Annotated in this window: 21 protein-coding genes, 3 tRNA genes and 1 pseudogene; 5 read left to right on the top strand and 20 right to left on the bottom strand. The window is 69.9% G+C overall.

Features of this window, described 5'->3' with window-relative positions; translation table 11 throughout:
- The 5 genes from NT132_RS00280 to NT132_RS00260 all read right to left on the bottom strand — a co-directional run.
- On the bottom strand, positions 1 to 639 hold a 639-nt coding region (locus tag NT132_RS00280; RefSeq protein ID WP_297783023.1), incomplete at its 3' end, for a Clp protease N-terminal domain-containing protein.
- A gap of 374 nt (positions 640 to 1,013) precedes the next feature.
- Entirely contained in the window at positions 1,014 to 1,961 is a 948-nt protein-coding gene (locus NT132_RS00275) for a DUF559 domain-containing protein (RefSeq protein ID WP_297783020.1), read from the bottom strand.
- 346 nt (positions 1,962 to 2,307) lie between these two features.
- Positions 2,308 to 3,015, bottom strand: a complete 708-nt coding sequence (locus NT132_RS00270; RefSeq protein ID WP_297783017.1) for a hypothetical protein — start codon at positions 3,013 to 3,015, stop codon at positions 2,308 to 2,310.
- Positions 3,016 to 3,077: 62 nt separating this feature from the next.
- On the bottom strand, positions 3,078 to 4,544 hold the full coding sequence (gene cls, locus NT132_RS00265; protein ID WP_297783014.1) for a cardiolipin synthase: 1,467 nt from the start codon (positions 4,542 to 4,544) through the stop codon (positions 3,078 to 3,080).
- 198 nt (positions 4,545 to 4,742) lie between these two features.
- Positions 4,743 to 4,937: a hypothetical protein gene (locus NT132_RS00260; RefSeq protein WP_297783011.1), complete on the bottom strand. Its 195-nt coding sequence runs from the start codon at positions 4,935 to 4,937 to the stop codon at positions 4,743 to 4,745.
- Positions 4,938 to 5,071: 134 nt separating this feature from the next.
- Between NT132_RS00260 and NT132_RS00255 the strand changes: the two genes are divergently transcribed.
- Positions 5,072 to 6,214 carry a DUF4192 family protein gene (locus NT132_RS00255; protein WP_297783008.1) on the top strand — a complete coding sequence of 381 codons (1,143 nt, stop codon included), beginning with the start codon at positions 5,072 to 5,074 and terminating at the stop codon, positions 6,212 to 6,214.
- Positions 6,215 to 6,231: 17 nt separating this feature from the next.
- Here the strand turns inward: NT132_RS00255 and lysS are convergent, their stop codons facing one another.
- The 13 genes and pseudogenes from lysS to tilS form a co-directional block, all read right to left on the bottom strand.
- A complete protein-coding gene (lysS, locus tag NT132_RS00250) occupies positions 6,232 to 7,770 on the bottom strand; it encodes a lysine--tRNA ligase (RefSeq protein ID WP_297783005.1) in 1,539 nt (512 codons plus the stop codon).
- 62 nt (positions 7,771 to 7,832) lie between these two features.
- The gene (locus NT132_RS00245) at positions 7,833 to 8,576 is read right to left on the bottom strand and encodes an SUMF1/EgtB/PvdO family nonheme iron enzyme (protein WP_297783002.1); all 744 of its coding nucleotides are present in this window, start codon (positions 8,574 to 8,576) and stop codon (positions 7,833 to 7,835) included.
- Positions 8,573 to 9,274, bottom strand: coding sequence for a DUF2520 domain-containing protein (locus NT132_RS00240; RefSeq protein ID WP_297782999.1), 702 nt, complete (start codon positions 9,272 to 9,274; stop codon positions 8,573 to 8,575). Before NT132_RS00240 ends, NT132_RS00245 begins: the two co-directional genes overlap by 4 nt.
- Positions 9,271 to 10,926, bottom strand: coding sequence for a PH domain-containing protein (locus NT132_RS00235; protein ID WP_297782996.1), 1,656 nt, complete (start codon positions 10,924 to 10,926; stop codon positions 9,271 to 9,273). Before NT132_RS00235 ends, NT132_RS00240 begins: the two co-directional genes overlap by 4 nt.
- Entirely contained in the window at positions 10,923 to 11,450 is a 528-nt protein-coding gene (locus NT132_RS00230; protein ID WP_366940328.1) for a PH domain-containing protein, read from the bottom strand. The genes NT132_RS00235 and NT132_RS00230 overlap by 4 nt, the downstream gene beginning before the upstream one ends.
- A gap of 13 nt (positions 11,451 to 11,463) precedes the next feature.
- A complete protein-coding gene (locus NT132_RS00225; protein ID WP_297782993.1) occupies positions 11,464 to 11,961 on the bottom strand; it encodes a DUF3180 family protein in 498 nt (165 codons plus the stop codon).
- A complete protein-coding gene (gene folK / locus NT132_RS00220) occupies positions 11,958 to 12,464 on the bottom strand; it encodes a 2-amino-4-hydroxy-6-hydroxymethyldihydropteridine diphosphokinase (RefSeq protein WP_297782991.1) in 507 nt (168 codons plus the stop codon). The genes NT132_RS00225 and folK overlap by 4 nt, the downstream gene beginning before the upstream one ends.
- Positions 12,461 to 12,826 carry a dihydroneopterin aldolase gene (gene folB / locus NT132_RS00215; protein ID WP_297782989.1) on the bottom strand — a complete coding sequence of 122 codons (366 nt, stop codon included), beginning with the start codon at positions 12,824 to 12,826 and terminating at the stop codon, positions 12,461 to 12,463. The genes folK and folB overlap by 4 nt, the downstream gene beginning before the upstream one ends.
- 91 nt (positions 12,827 to 12,917) lie before the next feature.
- The gene (gene folP, locus NT132_RS00210; protein WP_297782987.1) at positions 12,918 to 13,703 is read right to left on the bottom strand and encodes a dihydropteroate synthase; all 786 of its coding nucleotides are present in this window, start codon (positions 13,701 to 13,703) and stop codon (positions 12,918 to 12,920) included.
- 19 nt (positions 13,704 to 13,722) lie between these two features.
- Positions 13,723 to 14,211 (bottom strand): annotated as a pseudogene (folE, locus tag NT132_RS00205) (GTP cyclohydrolase I); the annotation flags it as partial.
- Between the two features lie 9 nt (positions 14,212 to 14,220).
- Positions 14,221 to 16,227, bottom strand: coding sequence for an ATP-dependent zinc metalloprotease FtsH (gene ftsH / locus NT132_RS00200; RefSeq protein ID WP_297782985.1), 2,007 nt, complete (start codon positions 16,225 to 16,227; stop codon positions 14,221 to 14,223).
- Between the two features lie 152 nt (positions 16,228 to 16,379).
- Positions 16,380 to 16,931 (bottom strand): hypoxanthine phosphoribosyltransferase, encoded by a 552-nt coding sequence (gene hpt / locus NT132_RS00195; protein WP_297782983.1) that lies wholly within the window; start codon positions 16,929 to 16,931, stop codon positions 16,380 to 16,382.
- A gap of 50 nt (positions 16,932 to 16,981) precedes the next feature.
- Positions 16,982 to 17,965 carry a tRNA lysidine(34) synthetase TilS gene (tilS, locus tag NT132_RS00190; protein ID WP_297782981.1) on the bottom strand — a complete coding sequence of 328 codons (984 nt, stop codon included), beginning with the start codon at positions 17,963 to 17,965 and terminating at the stop codon, positions 16,982 to 16,984.
- Between the two features lie 68 nt (positions 17,966 to 18,033).
- On the opposite strand from tilS, the gene NT132_RS00185 reads away from it, so the two are divergent.
- Complete coding sequence (locus tag NT132_RS00185) at positions 18,034 to 18,567, top strand: inorganic diphosphatase (protein WP_297782979.1); 534 nt, start codon at positions 18,034 to 18,036, stop codon at positions 18,565 to 18,567.
- A gap of 138 nt (positions 18,568 to 18,705) precedes the next feature.
- Here NT132_RS00185 and NT132_RS00180 read toward each other — a convergent pair whose 3' ends face one another.
- Entirely contained in the window at positions 18,706 to 20,100 is a 1,395-nt protein-coding gene (locus NT132_RS00180; protein ID WP_297782977.1) for a M23 family metallopeptidase, read from the bottom strand.
- A gap of 244 nt (positions 20,101 to 20,344) precedes the next feature.
- Here NT132_RS00180 and NT132_RS00175 point away from each other — a divergent pair.
- From NT132_RS00175 to NT132_RS00165, 3 genes are all read left to right on the top strand, one after another.
- Positions 20,345 to 20,417 (top strand) — tRNA-Glu (locus tag NT132_RS00175).
- A gap of 29 nt (positions 20,418 to 20,446) precedes the next feature.
- A tRNA-Asp gene (locus tag NT132_RS00170) sits at positions 20,447 to 20,520 on the top strand.
- An 83-nt stretch (positions 20,521 to 20,603) separates the two neighbouring features.
- A tRNA-Phe gene (locus NT132_RS00165) sits at positions 20,604 to 20,676 on the top strand.
- A gap of 42 nt (positions 20,677 to 20,718) precedes the next feature.
- Here the strand turns inward: NT132_RS00165 and NT132_RS00160 are convergent.
- On the bottom strand, positions 20,719 to 21,852 hold the full coding sequence (locus NT132_RS00160) for a tyrosine-type recombinase/integrase (protein WP_297782974.1): 1,134 nt from the start codon (positions 21,850 to 21,852) through the stop codon (positions 20,719 to 20,721).
- Positions 21,853 to 22,005: the final 153 nt, after the last annotated feature.

Raw genomic sequence — 22,005 nt, 5'->3', positions numbered from 1 at the left:
GGGGTTGTTCTTGGAGCGGCGGGAGAGGATCTGCATGACCCGCTCGATCTCCTTCTCGCGCCCGATCACCGGGTCGAGCTTGTTGTCGCGGGCGGCCTGGGTGAGGTTGCGACCGAACTGGTCGAGCACGGCGGATCCGCCCTGCGCCGTCTGCGAGGTCTGCTCGCCGGCGCCGGATGCGACGCCCGCGGTCTCCTTGCCCTGGTAGCCCGAGAGCAGCTGGATGACCTGCTGGCGCACCTTGTTCAGGTCGGCGCCGAGCTTGACGAGCACCTGGGCGGCGACGCCCTCGCCCTCGCGGATGAGGCCCAGCAGGATGTGCTCGGTCCCGATGTAGTTGTGGCCGAGCTGCAGCGCTTCGCGCAGGCTCAGCTCCAGCACCTTCTTGGCGCGCGGGGTGAACGGGATGTGGCCGGTCGGCTGCTGCTGGCCCTGACCGATGATGTCCTGGACCTGCTCGCGCACGGCGTCGAGCGAGATACCGAGCGACTCCAGTGCCTTGGCGGCAACGCCCTCACCCTCGTGGATGAGACCCAGCAGGATGTGCTCCGTGCCGATGTAGTTGTGGTTGAGCATCTTCGCCTCTTCTTGGGCGAGGACAACCACACGACGGGCTCGGTCCGTGAATCTCTCGAACATGTCGACTCCTCCGGGCGCACTTCTGGCGCCGTACATCGAGGCTAACCAGCATCCGGGAACCGAGCGGCCGTGTTCGCCGTAGGCGGATGGGCACGGGAGGGCTTGCGCCGCGCTGCATCCTCGTGCGCGCCTCGCACGTGCGTCCCTTGTGCGCTTCCCCTGCCTCGCTCGCGGGGTCCTCGCCTGCCTCCCCCTCCTTCGGTCGTGCGGGCCTCGCCTGCCTCCCTCATGTTCGCCCGTCACAGATGCGCAATGTTCCCGCGCCGGACCTCTCATATGCGACGGGCGAATTCGGGGCCGACATGTTCGCCCGTCGCAAATGCACAGTGGGTAGGCATCGCACCCACCATCTGCGGCGGGTGAATCCGTGCGTGTCAGGCCCGGGCGGCGAGGGCTCGCCGCAGTCGACGGACCACGTCATCGGGATGCTGGAACAGCGCGTCCTTGGAGACTCTGATGACGTGCCATCCCGCTGCGGCCAACAGCTCATAACGTCGCAGGTCCTTCGCCCACTGCAGAGGATCGAGGAGGTGATGTTCGCCTTCATATTCCAGCGCGACCCGCTGAGCGGGATAGGCGGCGTCGACCCGAGCGATCCAGGTGCCCTCGTCGTCGAACACGTCGTGATTGAGCATCGGTTCTCCGAGACCCGCATCGAGCACGGTCAGCCGCATCCAGGTCTCTGGACGGGACGCGGCGCCGTCGCGGATCCGCGGAAGCGCGTCCCGCAGCGCGCCGACGCCGAGTCGACGACCGGCCGTGACCGCGGCCTCGAGTTCGTCGATGGTGCCGAGCGGCGGCGGATCGGCCGGCACCATCCGACGTCGAACGACACCGTCACCCACGGCGACGAGATCGTACGGGTGGCGGAGAACCGGAGCGAGCATCGCCCACGTGGAGGCCGGGCTCGTCACACGCCATCCCGATGAGGGTTCCCGTCTCACGGTCACGAGCCGTGGATCGACCTCACGGCCGACAACTCCGCGGCCACGCGGAGCACGTCGGGGGGAGTGCACGGCCACGTGCACTCGGGCGTCCTGCAACGTCCAGGCGGGCAGCGGCAGTCCCCACACGACGGCGGCCGTGACGCCGCAGAAGAATTCCTCCCCGGTCATCCGCTGGGCGTAGGCCTCGGCGCTCGCGAGAAGCCGGTCGGCGAGTCCGCAATCATCCGGGCTGAGCGCAGCCCGGCGACGTCGCACTCCGTGGAACGGCGCCTCCAGGTCATGCGACCTCAGGCGCGAGGCGGAGACGCCGCGCTCCCGCGCCTGACGGCTGGTGAAGACATGGCCGAGGTCAGAAGGAAGGTCGCTGCGCCGCATCCGTCCACTCTCTGGCTACGCTCGCGCGGTTCCGCGTCGCGGCGGTGTTCTGTGAGCAGAACCCGCCCACCGCCCCCCTGTGGAGGAGAGATCCCGCGCAGACAGCGCACTCATCCGTCCCATATGCGAGGTCCGCGCCACAGGGACGTCACATCCGCGACGGGCGAACAGCCGGTGCCATTCCGCGGGCCAGGGCTCCTTCGCTCACCCGTCACACATGGAGGGTGCGGTACCGGTGGACGCCACATATGCGACGGGGGAACCACCAGGGCGGACGCACCCGCCAGGACGGGGGAACCACCAGGGCGGACGCACCCGCCAGGACAGGGAGGGGAACCGGATGCGGTCAGGCGCCGCCGAGGATCGGCACCGTCGCGTCGACGCCATCCCCCGAGAGCACGAGCTCTGCGCCGACGGGGGTGGTGAGATCCGTGACCTCGAGGAGGCCCGGCCGCGGCGCCATGTCCATGGTGCACATCCGGTCGGCGGCGGGCTCCTGGAAGGTGACGGTCACCTGGGCGTCACCGCTGACGGCGAGGTCCTGCACGGCGGGGACGCAGGTGGACGATCCCCAGGTCACGTAGGCGAGGAGGCCCGGCTGGCCGGTCCAGCCGGCGCTGGGCTGGTAGTCGGTGTCCGGAACCGGTGTGCCGAGGCCCGGCACCCCAGCCAGGGTCGTCTGACCCGTCGCGGCGCCGAGCGAGACCGCCAGGGTGAGCGGCTGCGCCGGATCCACCCCGTCGGGAACTCCCACCGTGGTGATGCGCGGCGCGAAGTCGGCGGTGCAGGCGCGGTCGGGATCGGTCTCGGCGGGGTCCACGAGCACGACATCGAGGGTGCCGTCGTCGGCGAGCGTCGCCTCGCCATCCATCGGCGGGCAGGACGAGCTACCCCAGGTGACGATGCCGAGGAGGCGTCCGCCGTCGAGCCACGCTGCCTCGACATCCATGTCGACGGGGGTCGTCGCGGCCGGCGCCGCGGTGCCACCGCATCCGGTGAGGAATCCCGCGGCGGCGAGCAGCAGCATCCACCCCGCCTTCGATCGACCGTTCATGCTGCCTCCCGACGTCGGTCCTGACATCATCCCGCGGCGAAACCGCGAACGGTACCCCGGCGCTACTGCAGCGCGGAGGTGAGGCGGGCGAGGTTGTCGAGCACGGTGGAACGCAGCGGCTGCTTCAGCCACTCCTCCAGGGTGAGTTCCCGGGACAGGCTGCGGTACTTCTCCTCGACCTCGCGCATCTGCGCGACGAACCCGACACCGCGCACGAGCAGCGAGATCTCCATGTTGAGACCGAACGAGCGCATGTCCATGTTGCTCGAACCGACGACCGCGACCTCCTCGTCGATCGTGAACGCCTTCGTGTGCAGGATGTAGGGCTTCCGGTACATCCAGATCTTCACACCGGCGCGCAGCAGCGCCTCGTAGTAGCTGCGCTGCGCGTGGTAGACCATCGCCTGGTCGCCCTCCTCGGAGACGAACAGCTCGACCTCCACGCCGCGGTGGCAGGCGGTGGTGATCGCGAGCAGCATCGACTCGTCGGGGACGAAGTAGGGGCTGATGAGCACGATCCGTCGCTGTGCCGAATAGAGCAGCCCAAGGAACAGTCGCAGGTTGTTCTCGAATTCGAACCCGGGGCCGGACGGCACCACCTGGCAGTCGAGGGATCCGGTCGCCTCCGCGATGTCGAACTCGTCGACCTCCCCGGAAAGGATCTCGTCGGTCTCGCTGTACCAGTCCGAGAGGAACACGGCATTGACGCTCGCGACGACCGGGCCTTCGAGCCGGACCATGAGATCGACCCAGTGGAGCCCGCGGCGGATGTTCTTCCTCAGGTTGTACGTGGAGTCGGTGACGTTCTGAGACCCCATATAGGCGGTCTGCCCGTCGATGACGAGGAGCTTGCGGTGATTGCGCAGATCGGGACGCTGGTACTTGCCCTGCAGCGGCTTCACCGGCAGCATCAGGTGCCACTGCGCGCCCATCGCATCGAGCCGCCGGAGGGTCTTCTTGTAGAACGGCTTGCCCCGGTTGGCCCAGTGGTCCAGCAGCACCCGCACGGTCACACCGCGGGCGGCGACCTCCTCGAGCGCGCGGAAGAACTGCTCCGTGGCCGCATCCGACTGCAGGATGTAGAACTCGACATGCACGTACCGATCGGCGGCGCGGATGGCGTCGGCCATCTCGTCGAGGCTGGTCTGATAGTCGGCGATGAGGTGCGCTTCGTTGTCCCCGGACAGCGGCATAGCGCCGAGGTTCCGGTTGAGCCGCACGAGTGAGGTGAACCATTCCTCCGCGCCGGGCTGCGTGGTACCGAAGTCCAGGTGGGTGCTGGTGTCCTCGATGTAGTCGTTGATCGCGCGCTGCTTCCGGCGGCGCTTGCGGGGTAGTCGGGGGGTGCCGATGAGAAGGAACAGGAACACCCCGATGAGCGGGATGAAGTAGATCGCAAGGAGCCACGCCATCGCCGCGGTGGGGCGGCGGTTGCGCGGCACGATGATGACCGCCGCGATACGCACCACGACGTCGAACACGAACACGAGAACGATCCACCACGTCGCATCGAACTGGATCTGGATCACGTGCACTCCCCCGGGTCGGATCAAGCGTAGTGGGCGCTCGGGACGCGGCCGGGAGCCGGATGCGGTGATACGGCGGATGCGGCCGTCACCGGGTGCGTCGAGTCACCGCGCCCCGCGGCGGCTCGGGAGCGGGTCAGCGCACACCCCGCAGCTCGGTGTGCATCGGGTGACCGCGTACGGCAGCTCGATGCCCGAGGGTCAGCGCTCGGCGGTGATGTTTGCGGCGGCCGGGGCGAGACCGCGCTTGCGGCGTTCCTCGGCTTCGGCCTTCGCGTAGGCGCGACGCTCGTTGCGGTCCATGTGGACGATCGAGCGGAAGATGAAGAAGAACACGGCGATCCCGGCGAGTGTCGGGAGGATCGACCAGAGCGCGGCGACCCAGAAGCTGTCCATTCCTCCATCGTACGCCGCGCCGCCTGAATGCGGCCTGCCGCGAACTCTCCTCCCCAGCCCCTCGCCGGAGCCCCGGTTCCCACACCCACGGGGGGACCCGGTTCCGGCCAGCCGCCCCGCTGCATCCTCGGGGCATGACCACGATCGTGAAGGCCACCGACGCCGCCCACTTCCTCTCCCTCGTGCCACGCATGTTCGGCTTCACGCCGCGTCACAGCGTGGTGGTCGTCCCGTTCGCCGACGGGCGCAGCGTCGGCGGCATGCGGGTCGATCTGCCACCGGGCCGCGACGTCGATGCCGTCGCCGCCACCCTGGTGGGCATGGTGTGCCGCGTCGACGGTGCCGACGCGTTCATGCTCGTGGTCTACGACGACGTCGACTCGACAACCTTCTCCGCTGGCGGGCGACTGGCGAAGGCGTTCCGCAGCCGTGGTGACGCCTGCGGGCTCCGGGTCATGGATGCGCTCCATGTGGGGCCGACGCGCTGGCGTTCCTCGCTCGATCCCGCGATCGGCGGAGATCTCGCCGACCTGCCCACCCCGGGCGGCGAGGACCCCCCGCCCGACGGCGATCAGCGCAGCGGCGCCGAGCTCCTGCCTGCCTCCCCGGAGCGGGTCGCGCAGGTCGCGAGCGCGGCGCATGAGTTGATGCGGGCGATGAGGGTGCTGATGGGGGCACCCGCCGACGACGGCGACCGACCCGACCACGGGTGCCGGATCGATCCGGCGGCACTCGCGGCGACCGTGCTGCTCGACGATCTGCCGCTGTTCTTCGACGGGTGCGCCGCGGACCCGACGGACGCTCCGGCGGGCACCACGAACCGGGCCCACCATCCGGACGTGCCGGAGGCGTACGCGCAGGCGGCGCTCCTGTGGTGCCTGGACCGGCCGTCCCTGCGGGACATCGCCCTCGCAACGTGGCTCGGCGGCCTCGAAGTCGGAGACCGTGCGGTCGAGGGGCAGCTGCTGTGGCAGGACGGCGAGGACTACCCGTCGGAGCTGGCGCAGCGCATGTGGGGCGAGGGGACGCGACCGGATGCGGACCGGCTCCTCGCCGCACTGCAGGCCTGCCGGAATGCCGCGGGCGTCGCCCCCGAGGAGTCACGGCCGGGAGCCTTGGCGGCGTGCGCATGGCTATCGTGGGCCCTCGGTCGCCTCACGCACGCCGAGATCTACGCCCGCGCGGCCTGTGAGATCGAGCCGGAGCACGGACTGGCGACCATCATGCTGACCTTCGTCGCCGCGGGGCACCTGCCCGACTGGGCCTTCCACCGCTGACGCGCCGCGCCGGGAACTTACTTGACGAGCGGGAAGAGGATCGTCTCGCGGATGCCGAGGCCCGTGATCGCCATGAGCAGGCGGTCGATGCCCATGCCCATGCCACCGGTCGGGGGCATGCCGTGCTCCATCGCCCGAAGGAACTCCTCGTCGATGCGCATGGCCTCGTCGTCGCCGCGGGCGGCGAGCTTCGCCTGCTCCACGAAGCGTTCCCGCTGCACGACGGGATCGATGAGCTCGGAGTACCCGGTGGCGAGCTCGAACCCGCGCACGTACAGGTCCCACTTCTCCACGACACCGGGGATCGAGCGGTGCTCGCGCACCAGCGGGCTGGTGTCGAGGGGGAAGTCCATGACGAAGGTCGGCCGCTCGAGCCCGCCCTTCACGAAGTGCTCCCACAGCTCCTCGACGTACTTGCCGTGGGTGGCGTGCGGCGGCTCATCGACACCGGATGCGGCGGCGAAAGCGGCGAGCTCGGCGACCGGAGTCTGCGGCGTGATCTGCGGGGCACAATCGATCCCGGCGATCGCGGCGTTCAGCGAGTCGTACATCGAGATGCGGTCCCACTGACCACCCAGGTCGTAGACCGTGCCGTCGGCCCAGGTCACCTGGGTGGTGCCGGCGACCGCGATCGCAGCGTTCTGGATGAGCTCCTGCGTGAGGTCGGCGATGCCGTTGTAATCGCTGTACGCCTGGTACGCCTCGAGCATGGCGAACTCGGGGCTGTGGGTCGAGTCGGCACCCTCATTGCGGAAGTTGCGGTTGATCTCGTAGACCCGGTCGAGCCCGCCCACGACGGCGCGCTTGAGGAACAGCTCCGGCGCGATGCGCAGGTACAGCTCGGTGTCGAACGCGTTGGAGTGCGTGACGAACGGACGCGCGGACGCCCCGCCGTGCTGCACCTGCAGCATCGGCGTCTCGACCTCGATGAACTCGTGCGTGCCGAACGTCTGACGCAGCGACGCGTTCACGGCGGCGCGGGCGCGCACCGTGGCACGCGCCTGATCCCGGACGATGAGGTCGAGGAAGCGGGAACGCACCCGGCTCTCCTCGCTGAGCTCGGAGTACATGTTGGGCAGCGGCAGCAGCGCCTTCGCGGCGACCGCCCAGTCGGAGACCATGATCGACAGCTCGCCGCGGCGGCTGGAGATGATCTCGCCCGAGACGAAGACGTGGTCGCCGAGGTCGACGAGTTCCTTCCACCGCGCGAGCGACTCCTCGCCGACGACGGCGAGCGAAACCATGGCCTGGATGCGGCTGCCGTCGCCCGACTGCAGCGACGCGAAGCAGAGCTTGCCGGTGTTACGGCTGAACACGACCCGGCCGGCGACCCCGGTGATGACACCGGTCTCGGCGCCGGCCTCGAGGTCCGCGTAGCGGGCGCGGAGGGCGGGGATGGTGTCGGTGACCGGGACGGCGACCGGGTAGGCGCCGCCGGCCGCATCCTCACGCTCGGCGATCAGCCGCTCCCGCTTGGCCAGACGCACGGCCTTCTGCTCGAAGACGTCCTCTTCGGTGGGCTCGGCAGGCACAGCGGAATCGGGCTGAGAGGTCATGGGTGGCAGTGCTCCGGTCGCTGAGCGTGGCTGGGGGTCGCCCGCCAGTCTACCGAGGGCACTCAGCGCCGCGGGGTCCAGCCGGGCGGGCGCGGATCGTCCGAGAGCGCCCGCTCCCGATCGGCACGCGCGGACCATCCCTGCGCCGCATCCAGGGTGTCGAAGCCGCCGCGGGCGACACGGAAACCGACGTCGTCCTGGCGCGTGCCGGGCGCCCCGCCGCGGCGTACCCCGGCGCGGACGCTCCACGCGTCGTCGGCGAACCCGCCGCCGCGGAACACCCGGTACTCGTCGTAGCGGGCCGGGTCCAGCAGGTCCCAGCACCACTCCCAGACGTTCCCGAGGGTGTCGAACAGGCCGTTGAGGTTCGGCATCCGCCCGCCCACGTCCTGCGGGGTGCGCACGCCGTCCGCTGCGCTCCACGCGATCTCGGGAAGCGGGCCGTAGTGGGGTGCGGCGGAGCCCGCCCGGCAGGCGTACTCCCACTCCGCCTCGGTCGGCAGCCGGAATCCGTCGGAGGTGGTGTCCCAGGTGACCTCGTCACCGTCGACCCGATAGGCGGGCTCCAGCCCTTCCCACTCGGATGCGGCATTGCAGAAGCGGACGGCACGCAGCCAGCTGACCTCCACCGCGGGACGGCGAGGGTGGCGGGCGGTGACGCCGAGGAGTTCCGCGAGCTGCTCCTCGGTGACCGCGAAGACGCCGATCTCGAACGGTTCGAGCGTCACGGTGCGGCGAGTCTTGCTCCGCGCGTCGTGCAGGGTGACCGCGCCGGGGGCAATCCGAGCGAGCTCGATGTCGCTCACAGCGGCGGGGTCTCGCCGTCGGCCGGGGCTCCCTCGGCGAGCGCCTGATCGACCGTGGAGCGCACGAGCGCGGAGAGGTAGCCGCCGGGGTTCTCGACCCCGATCCGGGCGAGGAGGCCGGTCGACTGCCGCACGATGGAGCGGCTGAATTCGGTCGCGGTGGCGATGGCCTCGGCGTAGGCGGGCCGATCGGCCTCGGCGATGACGACGGGTTCGCATCCCATCTCCACCGCGAGCGCCTGCGCGATGGGGAGCACAGCCCCGGGCGCCGTGACCGCAGCATAGGAGGCGGCGAGCTGCCGCAGGTCGATACTCGTGCCGGTGAACGAGATGGCGGGGTGCACCGCGAGCGGGATCGCGCCGGCCGCGGCCGCGGGGGCGAGCACTCCGATGCCGTAGGCGGGGTCGGTGTGCAGCACCAGCTGCCCGATCTGCCAGGCACCGAGTTCGGCGAGCCCGGCGATGAGGCCCGGGAGTTCGTCGTGTGGCACCGCGACGATGACCAGCTCACTGCGCCGGGCCACCTCGAGCGCCTCGAGCGTGGGGATCCCGGGGAGGATCGCGTCGACCCGGTCGTCGTCGGAACCGGTCGTGATGCCGACCAGCGCGTGGCCGGCTCCGGCGAGCGCCGCCCCGATCACCGGGCCGACACGGCCTGCGCCGATGATGCCGACGCCGAGTCTGCCGTCGCGGTTCATGCGTTCTCCTCCGATGCGGATGCCGATGCGGATGTCGATGCCGATGCCGATGCGGGCTGGATGGGTTCCGGCGGGATGTCATGACCCCGCCCGTCGCTCGCCCACCGGTGCGAGGTGTCGGCGGATGCGGCGACCACCGCGGCGCGGGCGACATCGTCCCACAGGGCGAGGGCGCCGTCACGGTCGACGCCGGCGAGCGAGGCATATACCGGGCCGCTCACCGTGTGGGCGTGCACCCCCGCGACGCCGACAGCACGGGCGAGAGGCCCCTGGTGCAGCGCGATGCTCTGCAGCCGCGCGTAGGGCAGGATCGCGAGCTTTCGCCAGACCACGCCGCGACGGAGCACCAGTGCCCCGGCCGTGCGCAGGTAGCCGTTGCGCCACCACGACAGCGGGCGCAGGAACCAGGCCCGCCGTGGCATCGTCGTCACCGCGTCGCTCCCGCCGCGCGACGCCGTCCCGGCGGCCACGATCTTGCGGCGCTCCGCGGGCTCGAGACCGGGGAGCACGAGGGCGAGCACCCGCTCGACGTCCTCGACCGTCCCGACCGGCAGCACCGTCGTCAGCTGGTCGGTGCTGGTGTCGCCGGAGCTCCGGCCGTTCACCCGGTTGATCCGCACGGTCCACCACCCGGCGGGACGCCACAGCAGCGGCTGCGTGATCTCGACCGCGTGGATGCGGCCGGGCGGGACGATCTCGGTCACGGTGGTCAGCAGCCCGAAGGTGATGCGTACTCCGTCGGGGGTCGGCGCGATCGAGTACCGCAGCGACCGCACGAGCTGGCGCACCTGGTACGCCCCCATACCGAGGACGGCCGGCACCGCGGCGAGCAGCACCCAGGGCGGCCCGACGGTGGCGATGATCCCGGCCGCGACGGCGATGAGAACGACGACGACCGTGGTGGTGTCGAGGAGGCGGGAGAGCACCAGACGCGTGACCGGCAGCACGACGACGGATGCGGGTTCGCCGGCGGGTTCGTCACCCTCGACGATTCCGTTGATCCCGCGGGCGACCGTCTCGCGCAGGCGCGCGGCGGCAGGGGACGCTGCGGGTTCCGCATCCATCCCCTCCGACAGTCGCAGCCCGGAGGCGAGCCGGAGGATGTCGGCACGGATCGTCTCGGCGTCCCGCACCCGCAGATATTCCAGGCGGACGTTGCCGGAGGCACCGGCACCGACGACCTCGAGCTTCGCCAGACCCAGCAGTCGCGCGACGAACGGCCGGGTGAGGTTCACCCCTTGCACGCGGTCGAGCGGGGCGCGACGGTGCGAGCGGAACAGGATGCCGCTGCGCACCTCCACGTCGTCGCCGGTGATGCGGAAGGTGTGGAAACGCCAGGCCAGGGCAAAGCCGACCACGAGGAGCACGAGGGCGCCGAGCACCGCGAGCGCGACCACGAGGTACAGGTTGTTCGCAACGACCCAGTCGATCGGGTCGCCGGGCTCCTCCCAATCGCTGTAGTCATCGCCGATCTCGGGGGCGAACCAGGGCAGCACGACCGCGACGAGCCGCTCGCGCAGATTCGCGACGATGACGCCGATCACGACGAGCAGCGCGAGTCCGCCGCGCAGGAGCGGGGTGAGCGGGTGCGGCCGGTGCCACTGCCCGTCGCTCAGCGGCGAGCGGACCAGGGCGGGCTGCGGGGCGGTCACAGCCCGGTGCGCCGGTTCTCGGCGACCTCGACGAGACGGTCGCGGAGCGCCTCCGCGGCGGCCTGGTCGAGGCCGGGGATCGTGACGGCACTCGCCGCGGCGGCGGTGACCAGGCGCAGCTGTGCGATGCGGAAGCCGCGATCGAGCGGGCCATGCGTGACGTCGATGAGCTGCATCCGGCCGTACGGCACCGCCACGATGCGCTGCCACAGGATGCCGCGGCGGAGCACGAGATCGTCCGCGCGCAGCTGGTAGCCGATGGCGCGCACCTGCCGCGGCAGGACGGCGAGGGTCACGCCGAGCATGATCGTGAGGACGCCACCCGGGATGAGGGGCCACAGCTGACCGAACACGAGCGTGAGCACGGTCACCGCGATGAGCACGAGGGCGAGCAGGGTGCCCGAGGTGATCAGCTGCACCGTGAGATAGCGCCGCGAGACGCGGTGCCATTCACCGCCCGTCACCTCGAGGCGCTGCGGCGAACGCGGCTCCACGAACCTGTCGTACGTGTCCGCGTCGAGCACACCGGGCAGCGGGTCAGTGGTGGGAAGGGGTGACGCCGGCTCCGGGGTCGTCTGGTCCGGGTTCGTGATCGTCGTCGTCCCTCCGGATGGTGCACAGATGTTCGGCGATGAGCGCCGCGACGACCAGCCATACGGCGGCCACGACCGTCGCGATGGTCGTCCCCATCGACTCTACCGACGGGACGACGGGACGGGTCAGGAGGAAGACGATGAATCCGACGGCGACGCCGCCCACCACCGATCCGAGGATGCTGCCGGCCTTGGCCAGCACGACGACGCGCATCGCGCGGAACGGGTCGATGCGGGCTTGCGAACGCCCCTGGATGACGCGGCGGATGGGGATCGCGAACGCGAGCACGACGACGCCGACGAGAGCCAGCACGATCGCCATCGAAATGCCCGGGGTGAAGGTGGAGGCGCCGGCGGTGGTGAGCAGCTGATCAACGAGGAAGCCGACGCCGGCACCGAGGACCGCGCAGATGACGAGCACGCCGGGGTTGGTACGCGTCATCGCTCCTCCTCCAGCGCGGCGAGCAGGGAGGCGACCGAGCCGGCTCCGGGGAGCTCCCCCTCCGGGTCGAGGGCCAGCCAGGGCCGGAGGACGAAGTCGCGCTCGGCGGCGCGCGGGTGCGGGAGGAGCAGCGCCGGATCGTCCGAGATGACGTCCCCGTAGGAGATGAGGTCGAGGTCGAGGGTGCGGTCGCCCCACCGTTCGGTGCGCACGCGGCCGTGGCGGCGCTCGATCTCGTGGAGTTCCTGCAGCAGCACGGACGGCGCCAGGCGGGTGCGGATGACGGCGACCGTGTTGAGGTACGCCGGGGCGTCCGCATCCGGCCCGTGGGTGGTGACGGCGACGGACGAGATCGGCTCGGCGATCCGCAGATCGTCGATCAGCGGGTGGGCGCGCAGTTCGTCGGCGGCCGCGGTGATCGTCGCCTCGCGGTCGCCGAGGTTCGCCCCGAAGGCGATGACGGCGGTCTGCGCCGGCATCCCCTGCGCGAGCCGGCGGCTCACGGCCGGGTCCGTTCGATCGTGACGGCGACGTCGGCGAAGGGGACGGTGATGGGGGCGCCGGGCTTGTGCACGGTGACGCGTACGGCGTCGACCGCGTCGCGGCCGAGCACGGTGTCGGCGATCCGCTGCGCGAGTGTCTCGACGAGGTCGACCGGGTCGCCCTCGACGACGGCGACGACCTCTTCGGCGAGTTCGCCGTAGTGGACGGTGTCGGCGACGTCGTCGCTCGCGGCGGCCGGGCGGGTGTCGAGGGTGATCTCGACGTCGACGACGAACTCCTGCCCCTCGCGCTTCTCATGCTCGAAGACGCCGTGGTAGCCGAAGCCGCGGAGGCCCGTGAGGATGATCCGGTCGCCGGTCATGCGTCCTCCCCCTCGGCGCGAGACTTCACGAATGTCCCGTATTTTGCCGTTTTGCGTGACATACGTGAAGTCTCGCTCCGGGGTGCGCCGGTCATGCGTCCTCCCGCCAGGCGGATTCGACCCGGAGCGCGTCGCGGGTCGCGGTGACGTCGTGCACGCGGACCGCCCAGGCGCCGTCGCGGGCGGCGAGGGCGCTGGTCACGGCGGTCGCGAGGTCGCGCCGGGCGAGGTCGATGTCGTCGCCGAGCAGCTCGGTGAGGAAGCGTTTGCGGCTCGTGCCGACGAGGACACGGGGGCCGAGGCCGGTGAGCTGCGGCAGCGCACGCAGCGTGTCCCAGTTCTGCGCCCCGCGCTTGCCGAACCCGATGCCCGGGTCGAGGATCTGCCGCGACGGCGCTATGCCCGCGGCGGCGGCGGCATCCATCCGCCCCAGAAGCTCGGTGGTCACCTCGCGCACGATGTCGCTGTAGGAGGCACCGGCGTACATGTCGCGGGACGGCCCGCGCCAGTGCCCCAGCACGATGTCGGCACCGGATGCGGCGACCGCGCTCAGCATGTCGGGGTCGGCGAGTCCGCCCGACACGTCGTTGACGATGCGGGCGCCCGCGGCGACCGCGGCGACCGCGGTGGCGGCGTTCATGGTGTCGATGCTCACGACGGCGCCCTCGGCGGCGAGGGAGGCGATGACCGGGAGGACACGGTCCTGCTCCTCGACGACGCCGACGCGTTCGGCACCCGGCCGGGTGGACTCCCCGCCGACGTCGAGGAGGTCGGCGCCCTCGGCGCGCAGTCGCACGCCGTGCGCGATCGCCGCATCCGCATCCAGGTACCGGCCGCCGTCGCTGAAGGAGTCGGGGGTGACATTGACGATCCCCATGATCAGGGGCGGCGGGGTGGCGACCCCCGCGGGTCGTCACGCACTCGTGCGAGGCGTCGAGGACGACGAGCACGCCGCGGGCATCGAGCGCTCCAGCCAGAGTGTCGGCGATCTGCTCGCCCAGCCGCTCCTGCACCTGCGGACGGGCGGCGAGGATGTCGACGGTGCGCGGGATGGCGCCGAGGCCGACGACCCGTTCCCCGGGGAGGTACGCGATGTGCGCACGCCCGCGGAACGGCAGCAGGTGGTGCTCGCACATGGAACGGAACAGCACATCCCGCAGCATCACGGCGCCGGAGGCGAGGGTGTCGGGGGCGGGTCCGCGAGACACCGAGATGGTGTGCCGCAGCGGCTCGGCCGCATCCTCCGCCACGCCGGCGAAGAACTCCGCGTACGCGTCGGCGACCCGCGTCGGGGTCTGCGTCAACCCGGGACGGCCGGGATCCTCACCGATCGCTTCGAGCAGTTCTCGCACCAACGCGGCCACGCGTTCACGGTCGACAGCCACGAAGCGAGCCTACGCGGTCGCGGGTCGCGCCTGCCCGGTGCTGGGACGACGACGCGCAGCGGCCGTGGCGGTGGTGGGCTCCGCCTCCGTCTGCGCGGCGACATCCACATCCGACCGGCGGGGAACCTCGACGGGGGGAAGCGGGGACACCGGGCGCTCCGAGCTGGACAGCCACTGCGGGCGCGGGGGCAGGCGCTTGATGTCCTTGAAGAGCTCGGCGAGCTCGACGTGGTCGAGCGTCTCCTTCTCCAGCAGCTCGAGTGCGAGCTTGTCGAGGATGTCGCGGTTCTCGTTGATCACCTGGTAGGCCTCGTTGTGCGCCTGCTCGATGAGGGCACGCACCTGGCCGTCGACGCGCTCGGCAACCTCGTCCGAGTAGTCGCGGCCGTGGCCCATGTCACGGCCGAGGAACATCTCCCCCGACGATCCGCCGAGCTTGACCGGGCCGAGGTCGGTGGTCATGCCGTACTCGGTGACCATCTTGCGGGCGATGCCGGTGGCCTTCTCGATGTCGTTGGACGCGCCCGTGGTCGGGTCGTGGAACACGATCTCCTCGGCGACACGGCCGCCCATGGCGTAGGCGAGCTGGTCCTGCAGTTCGTTGCGGGTGACGGAGTACTTGTCATCCAGCGGCAGCACCATCGTGTAGCCGAGGGCCTTGCCGCGCGGCAGGATCGTGATCTTGGTCACCGGGTCGGTGTGGTTCATCGCCGCCGCAGCGATCGCGTGACCGCCCTCGTGGTACGCGGTGATGAGCTTCTCCTTGTCCTTCATCACACGGGTGCGGCGCTGCGGACCGGCGATGACGCGGTCGATCGCCTCGTCCAGGGCACGGTTGTCGATGAGCTGCGCGTGGGAGCGGGCGGTGAGCAGCGCCGCCTCGTTGAGCACGTTGGCGAGGTCGGCACCGGTGAACCCGGGGGTCTTGCGCGCGACGACCTCGAGGTCGACGGAGTCGGCGAGGGGCTTCCCGCGGCCGTGCACCTCGAGGATCTGCTTGCGGCCCTTGAGGTCGGGGGCGTCGACGCCGATCTGCCGGTCGAAGCGTCCCGGACGCAGCAGCGCCGGGTCGAGGATGTCGGGGCGGTTGGTCGCCGCGATGACGATGACGTTCGCCTTGGGGTCGAAGCCGTCCATCTCGACGAGCATCTGGTTCAGCGTCTGCTCGCGCTCGTCGTGCCCGCCGCCCATGCCCGCACCGCGGTGGCGGCCGACGGCGTCGATCTCGTCGATGAAGATGATCGCGGGGGCGGATTCCTTGGCCTGGCTGAACAGGTCGCGGACGCGGCTGGCGCCGACACCCACGAACATCTCGACGAAGTCGGAACCGGAGATCGAGTAGAACGGCACGCCGGCCTCGCCGGCAACCGCGCGGGCGAGGAGCGTCTTACCGGTTCCGGGAGGGCCGTACAGCAGCACGCCCTTGGGGATGCGGGCGCCGAGCGCCTGGAACCGCGCCGGCTCCTTCAGGAAGTCCTTGATCTCCTGCATCTCCTCGATCGCCTCGTCGGCACCGGCGACATCGCCGAACGTGACGGTCGGCGTCTCCTTGGTGACGAGCTTGGCGCGGGACTTGCCGAACTGCATGACCTTGCCGCCGCCGCCCTGGGCGGAGGAGAGCAGGAACCAGAAGATCACGCCCAGCAGCAGGATCGGGATCATCAGCGACAGCAGGCCGTCGAGCCAGGTCGACTGCGGCACGACGTCGTTGAAGCCGTCGGTGGGGTCGGAGGCGGTGATGGCGTCGACGACCTCGGCGGCGCGGGCGTCGACGTAGTAGAACTGCACGTTCGTCGACCCCTCGTACTCCTTGGAGAGGGTCATGTCGACGCGCTGGTCACCGGCGGTGTTGGTCACCTCGGTGACCGTGCTGCCCTTGAGCAGCTGCAGCCCTTCCTGCGTGGTGATCTGCTTCGCAGCTCCCAGGCTGGAAATGAGGGAGAAGCCCACGATGAGCAGGAGACCGATCAACAGCACATAGATGATCGGATTGCGGCTGATCTTCTTGAAGTCCATTGTGCGGGGAGAGCCCCGGCCCTTTCGTCGACGAAACCCGCCCGAGGCGAGTCGTTTCAGGGTAGCGCGCGCCCGCTATGGGAGGTCTGTGCATTCGCCCAAGGCGTACAGGGACCCCGCCGCATCCCGCCGGCCTCGAGCCGGGAGCCGCGTCAGCTGTAGACGTGCGGGGCGAGGACGGCGACGTCGCGGAGGTTGCGGTACTGCTCGGCGTAGTCGAGGCCGTAGCCGACGACGAATTCGTTGGGGATGTCGAAGCCCACGTACTTGCAGTCGACCTGCACCTTGGCGGCCTCGGGCTTGCGGAACAGCGCGAACACCTCGACGGATGCGGCGCCGCGGGCCTCGAAGTTCTCCAGCAGCCAGCTGAGAGTGAGGCCGGAGTCGATGATGTCCTCGACGATGAGCACGTGCTTGTCGTGGATGTCGGTGTCGAGGTCCTTGCGGATCTGCACGACGCCGCTGGAGCGGGTGCCGGTGCCGTATGAGGAGACGGCCATCCAGTCCATCGGGGCCAGCAGCGGCAGGGCGCGGGAGAAGTCGGCCATGACCATGACGGCACCCTTGAGGACGCCGACGAGGACGAGGTCCTTGCCCTGGTAGTCCGCGGCCACCTGCGCGGCGATCTCGTCGAGCTTCGCGAGGATCTGCTCCTCGGTCGCGAGAACGTCGGTCAGATCGTCGGCAAGGTCCGCTGCGCGCATGCCTTCGAGCGTACCCGCCCGCCCCGATCGATCCAGACGGGTCAGACGGGTCAGGCGGCGACGATCTCGATGCGGCCGGCGACCCGGCGGGCGCGGCAGCCGGGGAGGTCCACCGGGCCTTGGCCGGTCCAGTCGGTCACGAGACGGGCGACCTCGACGGTCTGGATGCGGGTGAGCGAGGCATGGAACTCGCTGGCGACCACATGCCGGATGATGCGGTGGCGAAGCGCCTGCGGGTTCGCGGCGAGGGCAGCGACCGAGATCGCGATGCCGGCCTCTGCGGGCTCGACGATGTCTTCGATCGTCTCCTCGATCATCTCCTCGAACGCGGCGGCATCCTCCCGGAGCTGCTCCGCGGTGCGGGCGAGGGCCTCGGCGACCCCCGGGCCGAGTTCGGCCTCCAGCACCGGCAGCACCCGGCTCCGCACCCGCACCCGCGCAAACCGCGGGTCGAGGTTGTGGGGGTCCTCCCACGGCACGAGCTCCTGCGCCGCGCAGGCGGCACGGGTGGTGGCGCGCCGCACCGCGAGGAGCGGACGCAGCCAGCGCATGTCGTCGTCGGACCGGTCGGGCGACATCCCGGCGAGGCTCGTGGCGCCGGCGCCACGGGCGAGGCCCAGCAGCACGGTCTCGGCCTGGTCGTCGAGGGTGTGCGCGAGCAGCACCGCCTCGGCGCCGAACGCGGTGGCAGCCTCGCGCAGCGCGGCATATCGCGCATCGCGGGCGGCCGCTTCCGGGCCACCGTCCGAGCCGACGTCGACGCGGATGACGCGGGCCTCGAGGCCGTGCGCCCGGGCGGCCGCGGCCGCGCGCGCGGCGACCTTGTCCGACCCGGCCTGCAGCGCGTGGTCGATCGTGACCGCGAGGCACCGCATCCCGCGCTTCGGGGCTTCGAACGCGACCGCGGCCGTCAGTGCGAGGGAGTCGGCGCCGCCGGAGAGGGCGACGACGATGCGGTCGCCCTCCAGGTGGCCGAGGGCGTCGCGGACCCGGCGTCGGGTCTCGGCGACGGCAGGGTCGAGCGGCGGTCGCATGGGTTCACCGTACCGGCCCGGCTAGGCTTGTCCGCGGCATCCCCGATCGTTTCAGAAGGAGCACACGCATGGGCGCTTACGAGGCCGTCATCGAAATCCCGCGCGGCAGCCGCGTGAAGTACGAGGTCGATCACGGCACCGGCCGGGTCTTCCTCGACCGCATCCTGTACACCGTCTTCGGCTACCCGGCCAACTACGGCTTCTTCGAGAACACGCTCGGCGAGGACGGCGACCCGCTCGACGTGCTGCTGCTGCTCGACCGCGACCTGCACCCCGGGATCATCGCGAAGGTGCGCCCTGTCGGCGTGCTGAAGATGAGCGACGAGGCCGGCGGAGACGACAAGGTCGTCGCCGTGCTGTCGAAGGACCCGCGCTGGGACCACATCCAGGACGTCGGCGACATCGACGACTGGACCAAGAAGGAGATCACGCACTTCTTCGAGCACTACAAGGACCTCGAGCCGAACAAGTGGGTCAAGGTCGACGACTGGGCCGACGCCGCCGAGGCCGAGCGTCTGGTCGCCGAGGCGTTCGTCCGCTTCCAGGAGCACGAGGGCGAGACCCGCACGCAGGGCGAGGGCGAAGCGCCCAACACGCTCTGACGCATCAGGATTCGAACCGGCAGCATCTGCGCGGATCGTGGCCTTCGGGTCACCCGTGCGCGGATGCTGCCGGTTTCGGCGTTGCGGGCAGCACTCGGCCGCACCCGCCGAGCGTGAGATGAGGCGGCGCAGCCTGGGTCAGACGGAGATGCCGCGGGCGGCCATGAACGGCACCGGGTCGACGGTCCCGCCGTTGACGTAGACCTCGAAGTGCAGGTGGCAGCCGAACGAGTTGCCGGTGTTGCCGATGCCGGCGATGACCTGACCCGCGTTCACGTACTGGCCGGACCGCACGTACAGGCCGCCGTTCGAGATGTGCCCGTAGCCGGTGCCAATGCCGCCGCCGTGGTTGATCTTGATGTAGTTGCCGTAGCCGCCGTTGTATCCGGAGTACACGACGGTGCCGCTCGTGGCCGCGTAGATGTTGCCCCAGCATCCGCCCGCGAGATCGACCCCGGCGTGCAGGCTGCTCGAGCAGTAGCTCGGCGTGCACTGGGTGGTGCGCCAGCCGTAGCCGGAGCTGCGGCTTCCGCCGGACGGGCGTACCCAGCCGCTCGAGGCGGGAGCCCCGCCCCCGCTGCTGCTCCCGCCGCCACCACCGCCGTTCTGCGCGGCCGCCGCGGCCGCCGCCGCAGCCGCCGCGGCAGCTGCAGCACGTGCGGCCTCCGCCGCCTTGCGGGCTTCTTCATCGCGGCGCTTCTGCTCCTCGACGCCGGCCTGGTAATCGGCGACCGTCTTGGCCGTGGTGTCTTTGAGTGAGGCGAGCTGAGCCTGCAGCGTCCCCAGGTTGTTGTTCTGCTCCTCGAGCGCGGCCTGGGCGGCATCCGCCGCGGCCTGCGACTCCTGCATCGCGACATCCGCGAGCTGTTGCAGGCGATCGCGCTCGTCGCGGGCGACCTTGGCCTGGTCGGTCAGCGACTGCGCGGCATTGCGCGCGGCGACCGCGTCGGTGTAGACGGCCTGATTGCGTTCCAGGAGCTTGTCCATCGTGCCGAGGCGCGAGAGCAGGTCGTCCGCACCGGCAGCGGAGCCGGCGAGGAAGAGCTGGAGCGACGTGTTGTCGCCGCCGCTGCGGTAGAGCTGGCTGGCGACGCGGCCCGCCTTGTTGGCGGCTTCGACGGCTTCCGCCGACTTCTCGTCGGCCTGGGCCTGCAGCTGGTCGGCGTTGAACGCGGCCTCGAAGAACGCCTGCTGCGCGTCGTAGAACTCCTGCGCCTTCTGCTGCGCGATGGCCTGCTTGTTGGCGACATCCACCTGCAGGTCGTTGATGAGCTTCTCGATCTTGGAGATCTCGGCGGCCTTGGCCGCCTCGTTCGCCTTCGCGGCCTGCACGTCGGGCCAGGAGGGGTACCCCGCGATGGCGTAGGCGGACGAAGAAGAGAACGCGGACCCGGCGATGCCGGCGAGGGACAGAACGCCCAGCGCCCCGGCTCCGATCGCGGTGCGGCGGTCCATCGACGGCCACAACAGGCGCCGCTCACGGGCGGTCGGAGCGCAGTCGCACTCCTCGCTCAGATCGAGCTTCTCCCGCATGGAAGACACCTTCCGTAGACAACTCGCACCACAGTAGCAACAGGGGTCACATCAGTAACAGGCCCTGTGGGCGCCGGGCGCACTCGGCCTCGCCATCTTGCCCCGGTCGGAGGCGGTTTCCTCGGAGGACGCGCGGCGCCAGAAGCATCCGGTCCCGCCCCGATTTCGCACTTGGGCCCGTCGTCACGTATGCTTGAGCGTCGGTAAGCGTGAGCACCGGGTTGGTCCAATCAGGGGTTCACTCGGCCCCATCGTTTAGCGGCCTAGGACGCCGCCCTTTCACGGCGGTAGCACGGGTTCGAATCCCGTTGGGGTCACAACTTCCCGAAATACAATTGAATAGCATGGCCCTGTAGCGCAGTTGGTTAGCGTGCCGCCCTGTCACGGCGGAGGTCGCGGGTTCAAGTCCCGTCAGGGTCGCTCTGGAGCGACGGGCCCTTTTTTCGAAGAGGGCCCTTCGTCTCGGACGCGGCATCACGTCGTTCGCGATACGAGTGCCGCGCGGCTCTGTAGCTCAGTTGGTAGAGCGCACGACTGAAAATCGTGAGGTCACGGGATCGACGCCCGTCGGAGCCACTGCCCCTGATTCCAGGCTTCTACTGGGATCGGGGGCTTTTTCTATGCGTCCGTGCGAGGCGCCACCGGGTCTTCTGGCCACATTTTGGCCACCGCATCGAGGGCACGTGCGCCAAGAGCCGCTGCAACGCTGTTCAGGTCGTCGTCAAACAGGTCAGCGTAGACATCCAGCGTCATGGCTGCAGACGCGTGGCCGAGCATCCGCTGCACTGCTTTGACGTGGGCACCAGCAGAGACAGCGAGCGATGCGGCCGTGTGTCGAAGATCATGCGGGGTGATGACGGGAAAGGTCGGGTCAGCCTTACGACATCTCGCAACCGCCGGCTGGAATACCCGGCGTCGAAAGTTGCCATTCCGCAGTGCCACGCCGAGCGCAGAGGTGAAGATGAGATCGTCGTGGCCTCTACTGGCCACCCGCTCGATGAACCTGTCAGCAAGGAATTGGGGCACGGGAACAGACCGCCGCTCGTGCGATTTCGGTGTTCCCCACACCAACTCACCACGGACGTCTACCACCGCCTCGTCGACCACAATCCGATTGCGCTGAAGATCCACCGACCGCCTACGAAGCGCCGCCAGCTCACCCCACCGCAGACCGGTGTACGCCAGAGTGAGAATCAGATCGGCGTAGTCACCGCATTGCGAAGCAAGCTCGACGACCTGTTCGTGAGTCAGGTACCCACGCCGGTCGCGCGTGATGCGCGGCAACCGCAAGTCAGCGACCGGGTTGGATTGAAGTCTGCCGTCACGGATCGCCAGCTTGAAGATGCCGCCGAGGACGAGCACGACCTGACGCAAAGTGGATGGACCCAGTGTCTTGCTCAGCTCGGTCGCCCAACGCTGAACATCGCCATGCGAGACGTCGCTGACTCGGGTGGTCCCCCAACGCGGAAGGATGTGCTTCGCGAGGGAGTATTCATAACCGGATCGGGTGGACGCCTTCACGTGCACCTGGGCGGCTATCCAATCGGCGGCGACGATCGAGACATCGACACGAGAGCGACGGGGATCAACCCACTCCCCGCGCATCTGAGCGACCTCTTGCGTTGCGAGATATTGTTCGGCGTCCCGTTTGGTTCGGAACCCCCGCTTCTGCGTTTGCGATCGGTCGGGCTTGCGATATCGCACTCGATACCGTCTGCCGGCCGCCGTTTCATATAACTCAATTGATCCCATGACCTCAGCGTTGTGAAGCGCCCCAGGTTTGATGCCGCATCCTTTTGAGTTGGAAGGATGTATGTCATGCCGAAGAAGATCGATCCCGCGCTCCGTGACCGTGCGGTCCGGCTCGTGCGTGAGCACAGGTCGGAGTATCCGTCGCTCACGGCC

Origin of the sequence: Microbacterium sp. (assembly GCF_026393345.1) — a bacterium.
Taxonomy (GTDB): Bacteria; Actinomycetota; Actinomycetes; order Actinomycetales; family Microbacteriaceae; genus Microbacterium.
This window is presented reverse-complemented; position numbering and strand designations above follow the sequence as displayed.

Excerpts from the sequence above, each read along its gene's own strand:
- NT132_RS00270 (WP_297783017.1), bottom strand. The coding sequence starts at position 3,015 with ATGAACGGTCGATCGAAGGCGGGGTGGATGCTGCTGCTCGCCGCCGCG.
- folP (WP_297782987.1), bottom strand. The coding sequence starts at position 13,703 with ATGGGGATCGTCAATGTCACCCCCGACTCCTTCAGCGACGGCGGCCGG.
- folB (WP_297782989.1), bottom strand. The coding sequence starts at position 12,826 with ATGACCGGCGACCGGATCATCCTCACGGGCCTCCGCGGCTTCGGCTAC.
- NT132_RS00255 (WP_297783008.1), top strand. The coding sequence starts at position 5,072 with ATGACCACGATCGTGAAGGCCACCGACGCCGCCCACTTCCTCTCCCTC.
- NT132_RS00260 (WP_297783011.1), bottom strand. The coding sequence starts at position 4,937 with ATGGACAGCTTCTGGGTCGCCGCGCTCTGGTCGATCCTCCCGACACTC.
- NT132_RS00275 (WP_297783020.1), bottom strand. The coding sequence starts at position 1,961 with ATGCGGCGCAGCGACCTTCCTTCTGACCTCGGCCATGTCTTCACCAGC.
- NT132_RS00160 (WP_297782974.1), bottom strand. The coding sequence starts at position 21,852 with ATGGGATCAATTGAGTTATATGAAACGGCGGCCGGCAGACGGTATCGA.
- NT132_RS00240 (WP_297782999.1), bottom strand. The coding sequence starts at position 9,274 with ATGAACCGCGACGGCAGACTCGGCGTCGGCATCATCGGCGCAGGCCGT.
- NT132_RS00225 (WP_297782993.1), bottom strand. The coding sequence starts at position 11,961 with ATGACGCGTACCAACCCCGGCGTGCTCGTCATCTGCGCGGTCCTCGGT.
- lysS (WP_297783005.1), bottom strand. The coding sequence starts at position 7,770 with ATGACCTCTCAGCCCGATTCCGCTGTGCCTGCCGAGCCCACCGAAGAG.
- tilS (WP_297782981.1), bottom strand. The coding sequence starts at position 17,965 with ATGCGACCGCCGCTCGACCCTGCCGTCGCCGAGACCCGACGCCGGGTC.
- NT132_RS00180 (WP_297782977.1), bottom strand. The coding sequence starts at position 20,100 with ATGCGGGAGAAGCTCGATCTGAGCGAGGAGTGCGACTGCGCTCCGACC.
- NT132_RS00185 (WP_297782979.1), top strand. The coding sequence starts at position 18,034 with ATGGGCGCTTACGAGGCCGTCATCGAAATCCCGCGCGGCAGCCGCGTG.
- ftsH (WP_297782985.1), bottom strand. The coding sequence starts at position 16,227 with ATGGACTTCAAGAAGATCAGCCGCAATCCGATCATCTATGTGCTGTTG.
- hpt (WP_297782983.1), bottom strand. The coding sequence starts at position 16,931 with ATGCGCGCAGCGGACCTTGCCGACGATCTGACCGACGTTCTCGCGACC.